This window comes from Streptomyces sp. UH6, assembly GCF_013421635.1.
In the GTDB taxonomy this organism is placed as follows: domain Bacteria; phylum Actinomycetota; class Actinomycetes; order Streptomycetales; family Streptomycetaceae; genus Streptomyces; species Streptomyces abyssomicinicus.
Window position 1 is genome coordinate 1 of record NZ_JACADT010000214.1, and the last position, 7,430, is coordinate 7,430.

Genomic DNA, 7,430 nt, shown 5'->3' on the forward strand with positions numbered 1-7,430 from the left:
ACCCACACCGAGCACCAGGACCCATGAGCGCAGCACCGGCACACCCCACCATCGACACCCACGTCATCGTCCGCGAAGGAGACAAGATCCGCCTCTCCCAGCGCGGCGGCCCCTACGGACACGGCCGCTGGCACCTGCCCTCCGGCAAACTCGACGCGGACGAGCCACTCCCCGCCGGAGCGGCACGAGAACTGTTCGAGGAAACCGACCTGAAGGTCGACCCCGCACACCTGCGGCTGGTCCAGATCGTGCACCACAAGCAGGCCGACGACACCGAGCGGATCGGTTTCTTCTTCCTGGCCACCGAGTGGGACGGAACACCGGCGAACAAGGAGCCGGACAAGTGCCTGGCGCTCCAGTGGTTCAGCGACCATGACCTACCGGACCTCATCGAATACCCGGCAGCCGGACTCCGCGGCTACCTGGAGAGCACCGGCCCACTGGCCCTCCACGGCTGGCTGTAGTCAGGCAGGTGCGAGCCGGGGCAGGCGACGGGTGTCAAGGACCTCGAGCACCACAGCACCCGAACACCCGGCGGCAGCACGGGCAGCCCGGCAGGAGCCGGGTGGAATCCTGGACGGCGGAACAGACGAGGTACGGCTTAGCTACCAGTCGGCTACAGGGCGCAGGGCCAGGGCGTCGGAGGTGCGCGCGTACTCCCACGAGCGAAGGTAGTACGCCTCCTTGGGCTCCCGGAGGGGGTGGTGTGACCGCAGGGCGCAGAGGAGCAGTTCGCTTCGCGCGACTCGGCCCGGCCACTCGTCCGGGGCAGACCTTCCGTTCTCTTCGCGGTGCGGATTCCTCGCCAAAAGGCCCGTAGGGCTGGCTCTATCTGGCGACCTGGCTGGACCTGGCCACTCGCGAGGTCGTCGGCTACGCGATGGCCGACCATCACCGGGCCTCGCTCGTGGTCGACGCGCTCACCATGGCCGCCGGCCGGGGCGGCCTCCAGCCTGGCTGCATCGCCCATTCGGACCGCGGCAGCGAGTGCACCTCGGAGGAACTCCGCTGTCACATAAGGGGATTGGGCCTGCGGCAGATGGGGCGGACCGGATCCTGTTACGACAACGCCACAGCTGAGAGCTTCTTCGCTGTCCTGAAGGAAGAGATCGGTGTCCGTGTCTGGCCGGGCCGAGCCACCGCCCGAGCGGCAATCTTCACCTATATCGAGACCTTCTACAACCGCCGACGGCTACGCAAGCACCCTCTGTGGGGCTACCTCACCCCGCTCGAGACCCGACAGCGGCACCAGCAAGGTCACTCCCTGGCAGCGTAAGAAACGAGTGTCCAAGGTCATGGGGGAACTTCACTCCGCTTGGCGGCGCCATTCCCGCCACGCCTCACCATGCGCGTGGGGCTGTTCCTCGCTCCAGTCGTCCGCACCGAACTTGGTGGTCATCTCCCGCACGCGGGCATGTGCCTCGTCGGCTTCCCGCTGCATCGCCACCAGGGCGTCGATCGTGTGTGCCATGTCGGTGAGCGTAGACACCGGCTGCCGGAGGGTGGTGCGCGGCACGGGCGTGTCGGGGGAGGGTTGCCGGGTGGCAGCACTGGTGGGGTTACGCAGTCCCTGTCGGGAGGCTGCATCGCGGGGGACGCCCAGGTCGGGGCGGCACGCCGCAACGGACACGCGACGCGGTATCCGTACGGCCGCTGGAGGTCTTCCGTCGCTCGTTCGTGTGGCTCCCCGCGTCCACGGTGAGCTGCGTCGCAGTATGTGCCAACCTCGTTCGCGGATCCCGCCATTCCGGACAATCGACCGCAATGAAAGGCGGACGGCATGAAGAAGATCTTCGCCACCTGGGCCACCGCCGCAGCATGCGCGCTGCTAACCCTCACCGGCACCGCTCACGCCGCTGACACGGAAGCCGCCAAGCCGAAGTACTGGTACTCCACCGCCACCTGCGGCGTCGAGAAGATCGGGACAGGAGACCACGGCAAGACGCAGCTCAAGGGGACCGGCAAGGGAAAGCGCAAAGGTGAGGCCGAGAGGGCAGCCCAGCGTAACGTCCAGGAACAGGTCGCCAAGAAGTACGGCAAGGGCTACCGCACCCACCACTGCACCTTCCGCAGTGCCAAGAGGTAACCCGCGAACCGGTAGGAACCACGTGAATAACCGCCAACGCAAGAAGCTCCCCCTCCGCCTGGCCGCGGCAGCAGCCGACGGGAAGACGGGAACCGTCAAGCACCTGCTGGCCAAAGGTGCCGACCCCAACACCCCCAGCCCGGACGGAGCTACTCCGCTCTACCTTGCCTCCGTGCAGGGCGAAACCCGCTGCGCCGAACTGCTCCTCGCCGCCGGCGCGTCACCCGCACAGGAATCCACCGGCTGGCGCCGGGGTCTCCCGCTCGTCGCCGCCGTCGTCAAGGCGGACCGGCCCTTGGTCGAGCTGCTCCTGCGGTACGGCGCAGATCCACGCCTGCCGGAGGCGAACGGCGGTTCGGCGCTCGACTGGGCGGACGGCTGGGACGACGACGAAGAGGACCGGCCGGCTATCGCGGCACTCCTCCAGACGCACCTCGCCTGATCCCTGACCCGCCCGCAAATCGCCTGCCAAGGGCTCGACCGAAGGGCGGGCCGAATCCCCGGCGTAGCCCTCTGCCTCGTGGCCGGGGACAGTTGTCCCGGTGTCCGTGCCGGACGGTACCGTCCAAGCCAAGCAAGGTAGACGAGCTGAGGGGGCGGCGTGGGAATCCTGTCGCAGAGGACGCCGGAGGAGCAAGCCGCAGCAGATGCGGAGAGGTCGCGAGCCCTCCGGGAGAAGGCGGAGCGGAGGGCCGCGGAGGCGCGAGAGAAGGCCCGGCTGGAGTGGGAAAAGTCCCCGGCCGGCCAGGCGCGGGCCGCGTACCGGCGCGGGGACGCCGTCTTCGAATGCCCGATCGTCGTCATGGAGCAGGACGCCATCATCGTGGCGCTGGGTGGGGCCGCCACCATCGAGCGGCCTCACAATGCCACACCCCACTTGAACGCAGTGATCCGTGAGGGCTGGGAACTTGCCCACACATCCCACGTGTTCGTGCTGCAGGAGCAGCAGTCCCAGGACAAGACGTTGTCGTCAGGGCAGAACGTCGCGGTGAAGGGCCACACCGTCGGCTACTACCTGTTCCGCCGCTGCGACCCCCATCGGGCCGCGGCCGACGAGCCGTGGGTGGAGGATGCTCCCACCGCCAGCTGACAGGCGGCAGCCTTCTGCTACAGGGGCGTCAGGCCGGTGGCCTGGCCGCCCCCGCATGATTAACGGGGCAAGCGACTATGAACCGCTCCGGGTCTGTTGGAGGCTCGATTCCCTGAGAGAGGATCGAGTTCATGGCCCGTCCTTCCCCTTACCCTGCCGAGCTTCGTGAGCGTGCGGTGCGCATGGTCGCGGAGATCCGCCCCAACTACCCGACCGAGTGGGCCGCGATGAAGGCGGTCGCCGCGAAGCTGGGTGTCGGTGCCGCCGAGACGGTGCGGACCTGGGTCCGCAAGGCCCAGGTCGACGCCGGCCATCGCCCCGGTGTGACCACGGAGGAGGCCGCGGAGATCAAGCGGCTGAGGGCCGAGAACGCCGAGCTGCGGAGAGCGAACGAGATCCTCAGGGCGGCCTCGGCTTTCGCGGCCGAACTCGACCGGCCGTCGAAGCGCTCGTAGCGTTCATCGACGAGCACCTACTACGCCGCCAGGAAGCGGGCGCCCAGTGCACGGTCGGTGCGGGACGCGGAGCTGAAGACGCAGATCAGCCGTGTCCACGCCGTCAATTTCAGCGTCTATGGGGTGCGGAAGGTCTGGAGACAGCTGCACTGCGAAGGCATACCGGTGGCCCGCTGCACCGTCGCCCGGCTGATGCGCGACCTCGGCCTCCAGGGCATCCGCCGCGGCCGCGGCATCCGCACCACCGTCCGTGATGACGGCCATGACAGGGCCGATGACTTGCTGCAACGCGACTTCACCGCCTCGCGCCCGAACGAGCGATGGGTCGCCGACTTCACCTACGTGGCCACCCGGTCCGGGATCGTCTACGTCGCCTTCGTCATCGACGTGTTCTCCCGGGCGATCGTCGGCTGGTCCGCGGCCACCAGCAAGCGGGCCAAGCTCGTCCTGGACGCTCTCGACATGGCGTTATGGCGCCGCGACCGAGCCGGGAACCCGGCCGGACCTGGGCTGATACATCATTCCGATGCGGGCAGTCAGTACACGTCGTTCGCCTTCACCGCCCACCTCCTCGAGGCCGGCATCGACGCCTCGATCGGCACCGTCGGCGACGCCCTGGACAACGCCCTCATGGAGTCCCAGATCGGCCTCTACAAAACCGAGCTGATCAAGCCCCGCAAGCCCTGGCACGGCCTGCCCGACGTCGAGCTCGCGACTGCCGAATGGGTCGACTGGTTCAACAACCAGCGTCTCCACACCGCGATCGGGAGCATCCCGCCCCACGAGCACGAGACCAACTACTACGCTCAACACCAGCCCCAACCGGCGGCTGGAGCCAACGCATAGAGCCTCCACCGATCCCGGAGCGGTTCAGGTCAGCGGGGTGGTGTGCCGATGCGAAGCGCCTGGTCGTCGCGGTGGTGTTCTCTACGCGCCACGCTTCGTCCGAGGAGCCTCGCTCGGTCCCGTATCGTGCCATGAGCTGGCTAGCATGTCTCGTGGCTGATCTATGCCCGAAGGGGTGAACGCGGCACGCGGTGGCGCAAGCTGGTCTGTTTCCAGTAGGCCCTGCTGGCGTTGGCGCACCTGCGCAAGAACGAAACGTTGCCCCAGCTCGCGGCAAGGTTCGGGATCTCCACCGCAACCGCCTGGCGATACGTGGATGAGACCGTCGAGATCCAGGCCTCCTGAGCGCCCGGCCTGCAGGAGGCCCTCGTCGGCCTGGCGACGGATACTTCGTCATCGTCGACGGCACGCTCATCCCGATTGACCGCATCGCCGCGGACCAGCCGTACTACTCCCAGAAGCACCACAAGCACGGCATGAACGTCCAGGTCATCGCGCGACCGGACGGCACCCTGTGGTTCTCCCGCGCCACCCCGGGCCGCACCCACGACCTCACCGCGGCCCGCGCCCACGGCATCGTCCAGGCCTGCCTGACCCGGCAGATCCTCGTGCTCGCGGACGCGCCTACCAGAGCACCGGAGCCACCTTCCGCACCCCGTTCAACCACCACAGCGAACAACCCGATCAGTACCAGCAGTTCAACCGAGACCACGCCCGACTCACGGCACCCGGTGAACGAGCCTTCGCTCAGCTCAAGACCCGAAAGCTACTGCGGCAGGCCCGCTGTTCCACCCGCCGCATCGGCGCAGCAGTCCAAGCCGTCCATACCCTGCGGACCTGCGCATATTCGCGATGAAAACGGTTCAATGAACGACACCGGTGGCCACTGCGGACAACGACGCAGTACCGCTGCGGTGGTTCAGCCTGCCAGGATGAGTGCTATGACTCCTTCCTTGACTCGGACCCTGCCACGTATGGCCCGTGTACTAGGCGAACATGCACCAGCTTCTGCGCGCTGTCTGCGTTCTCCAGCCAGCGGCGACGAGATCGAGGCTGCGCAAGAACGCATGGGGGTGGTTTTCCCTGCAGACCTTGTTGAGTGGTTTTTGTTCGCGGATGGCTTGGAACCGAAGGTCGGTGTTGGAGCCCTCCTGCCTCCTATGCATTTGCCCCCCAGCGCGGCTCGCACGGTTGACCTGTGGCAGAGACGGCTCGAGGATTCCCCGGTGGTCGATCCGGTATCGGAGAACCGGTCCGCCGGCTCTGCAATTCAGGGGTTCGACCGCCTTTTCGTCCCTGTTGGCGACGACACCACAGGCGACCTCTTTGTCGCTGATCTACGTCCGGGTGAGATGCGCGGGTGTGTTTTGAACTGGGGGCAGGTCGATGGTCATGCGGGGGCACCAATTTGGTCAAGTGTCACTCAGATGTGGGCCGATGTTGCCCAGGCGCTGGAGACGAGTGCACTGGCGGGCGATTGCCCTGACAAGGACCCACATCTGACAAGCAACGGGTGTGCTGCAGTGTTCTCAGAAAGCGGCGTGCTTGAATGGGAGTTCTGACGAACAGGGCGCCTGTGCGGGTCAAAGCGCCCTGTCCGATCACGGAATGATCGTCACGTAGAACTCGTCGTTTTCGCCATCGATGATCCGATTATTGTTGTAATACGTGGCGAGCTGCGATCCTGCCCTTCCGTTGTCGTTCGCGGGGACCGCCAAGGCCGAGAAATTGTTGGCCGCAGCATCGGGCTCGTAGATCGAACGTGCCGATCCTTCGTACGTGGAGGCGAATGGGTACTCATCGCACTCCAGTCCCTTGGAAGCGTAATTGGGGTCGACTCCTGCGCACACCTTGACTACCTCACGCCGGTTGGCGTTGTATCGGTTGAGGTTCGTCTGTCCCAGGCTCTTTTGCAGCCGGTGTAGGGGGTCGGATGCGCTTCCTCCCGGGACGTTCTTGTCGGGATTGGCAGGCAGGGTGGCGGAAGGCTGAGTGAACGCCTTCTTTAGGTGGTCGGCCACTGCCTTCTCTTCAGCTGTTGCCGCCGTACTGTAGCGGAGAGGGCTGACGTTGTAGCTGAAGGTGGCACCACCGCTGTGCAGTGGGTCAGCTGGCTTGTAGTTGGGCAGGTAGGCGGAGTTGTCCCAGCGCACCCCGAAGGAGGAGAACTCCAATTCCTCCCAAGGGCGGACGTCTACCCAGGGCTTCGGGGCTTCAAATTCGAATTCCATGTTCCAGACGGCCCATACTCCATCGTCCGGCGTCAAGCCTTGGCCCACGGGCGCCTGACGAGAGATCATGAAGTGTGGGTTGGCTTTGATCTCGGCAACGGTCCGCGGGCCCGGGTCCAGACCGCCCTGGGTCAACTCGGCCCAGTCGGGGATACTCACATAGTCTGGGTTGGATCCTACGAGCGTTGCGTCGATCGCGTTAATTCCGGTAGCAAAGAAGTCGGAGAAATAGTAGTCGAATTGGATCACCCGAGAATTCTCAGCTATCGCCCCGATAGCAGTCGCGGTCATCTGCGTGAACCCGACAGGCTTACCGTTCTGGAGCCATTCGATGGTGAACCATTGCGACTCGCACATGGCGAATCGAGACGGTATCCACATGCTGGCGTCCGCAGCTGTGTGGTCTTTGCATTCTTCCAGTGTGATTGTGCGCTTCACGGGATCAGTGACTTGGATGGAAACTTCACCCGGTGGGGTTGTGGTCTCGGTAGAGGCTTGGACATGCTCAGGGCCGAGGCCCGTCGGCCCTGTTCGGTGTGCAACGCTGTTTGTGGATCGAGCGGCACTGGGGCGGTCGACAAGACCTAGCTCTTGGGGCGAGGGACTGCTGCAGGGTTGGGTGACATCTGAATCTGGCTTGCCGTCAGGCGGTCTGGAAGGATGGAGCAATGCCCAAGCCGTATCCCCAGGTGTTCCGTGAGGACGTCGTGCGGGTGGCGCGT

General features: G+C 65.7%; 8 protein-coding genes and 2 pseudogenes. 8 read left to right on the plus strand and 2 right to left on the minus strand.

Annotated elements, in window-relative coordinates; translation table 11 throughout:
• Window positions 1-23: 23 nt before the first annotated feature.
• Entirely contained in the window at window positions 24-464 is a 441-nt protein-coding gene (locus tag HW445_RS13195) for an NUDIX domain-containing protein (RefSeq protein WP_180221214.1), read from the plus strand.
• Between the two features lie 416 nt (window positions 465-880).
• The gene (locus HW445_RS13200) at window positions 881-1,276 is read left to right on the plus strand and encodes an IS3 family transposase (protein WP_374939640.1); all 396 of its coding nucleotides are present in this window, start codon (window positions 881-883) and stop codon (window positions 1,274-1,276) included.
• A gap of 30 nt (window positions 1,277-1,306) precedes the next feature.
• Here the strand turns inward: HW445_RS13200 and HW445_RS13205 are convergent, their stop codons facing one another.
• Window positions 1,307-1,471 carry a hypothetical protein gene (locus HW445_RS13205; RefSeq protein WP_180221215.1) on the minus strand — a complete coding sequence of 55 codons (165 nt, stop codon included), beginning with the start codon at window positions 1,469-1,471 and terminating at the stop codon, window positions 1,307-1,309.
• A 309-nt stretch (window positions 1,472-1,780) separates the two neighbouring features.
• Between HW445_RS13205 and HW445_RS13210 the strand changes: the two genes are divergently transcribed.
• The 6 genes and pseudogenes from HW445_RS13210 (at window position 1,781) to HW445_RS13235 (ending at window position 6,039) form a co-directional block, all read left to right on the plus strand.
• A complete protein-coding gene (locus HW445_RS13210) occupies window positions 1,781-2,086 on the plus strand; it encodes a hypothetical protein (RefSeq protein ID WP_180221216.1) in 306 nt (101 codons plus the stop codon).
• 22 nt (window positions 2,087-2,108) lie between these two features.
• Entirely contained in the window at window positions 2,109-2,528 is a 420-nt protein-coding gene (locus tag HW445_RS13215) for an ankyrin repeat domain-containing protein (RefSeq protein ID WP_180221217.1), read from the plus strand.
• A gap of 159 nt (window positions 2,529-2,687) precedes the next feature.
• Window positions 2,688-3,176: a hypothetical protein gene (locus HW445_RS32790; protein ID WP_218956928.1), complete on the plus strand. Its 489-nt coding sequence runs from the start codon at window positions 2,688-2,690 to the stop codon at window positions 3,174-3,176.
• A 131-nt stretch (window positions 3,177-3,307) separates the two neighbouring features.
• A pseudogene (locus HW445_RS13225) lies at window positions 3,308-4,477 on the plus strand (IS3 family transposase).
• A 156-nt stretch (window positions 4,478-4,633) separates the two neighbouring features.
• Window positions 4,634-5,327: pseudogene (locus HW445_RS13230) on the plus strand (transposase family protein); the annotation flags it as partial.
• A complete protein-coding gene (locus tag HW445_RS13235) occupies window positions 5,209-6,039 on the plus strand; it encodes an SMI1/KNR4 family protein (RefSeq protein WP_374939641.1) in 831 nt (276 codons plus the stop codon). The pseudogene HW445_RS13230 and the gene HW445_RS13235, both read left to right, overlap by 119 nt.
• 39 nt (window positions 6,040-6,078) lie before the next feature.
• Here the strand turns inward: HW445_RS13235 and HW445_RS34120 are convergent, their stop codons facing one another.
• Window positions 6,079-7,146 (minus strand): NucA/NucB deoxyribonuclease domain-containing protein, encoded by a 1,068-nt coding sequence (locus HW445_RS34120; RefSeq protein ID WP_308799031.1) that lies wholly within the window; start codon window positions 7,144-7,146, stop codon window positions 6,079-6,081.
• Window positions 7,147-7,430 lie beyond the last annotated feature (284 nt).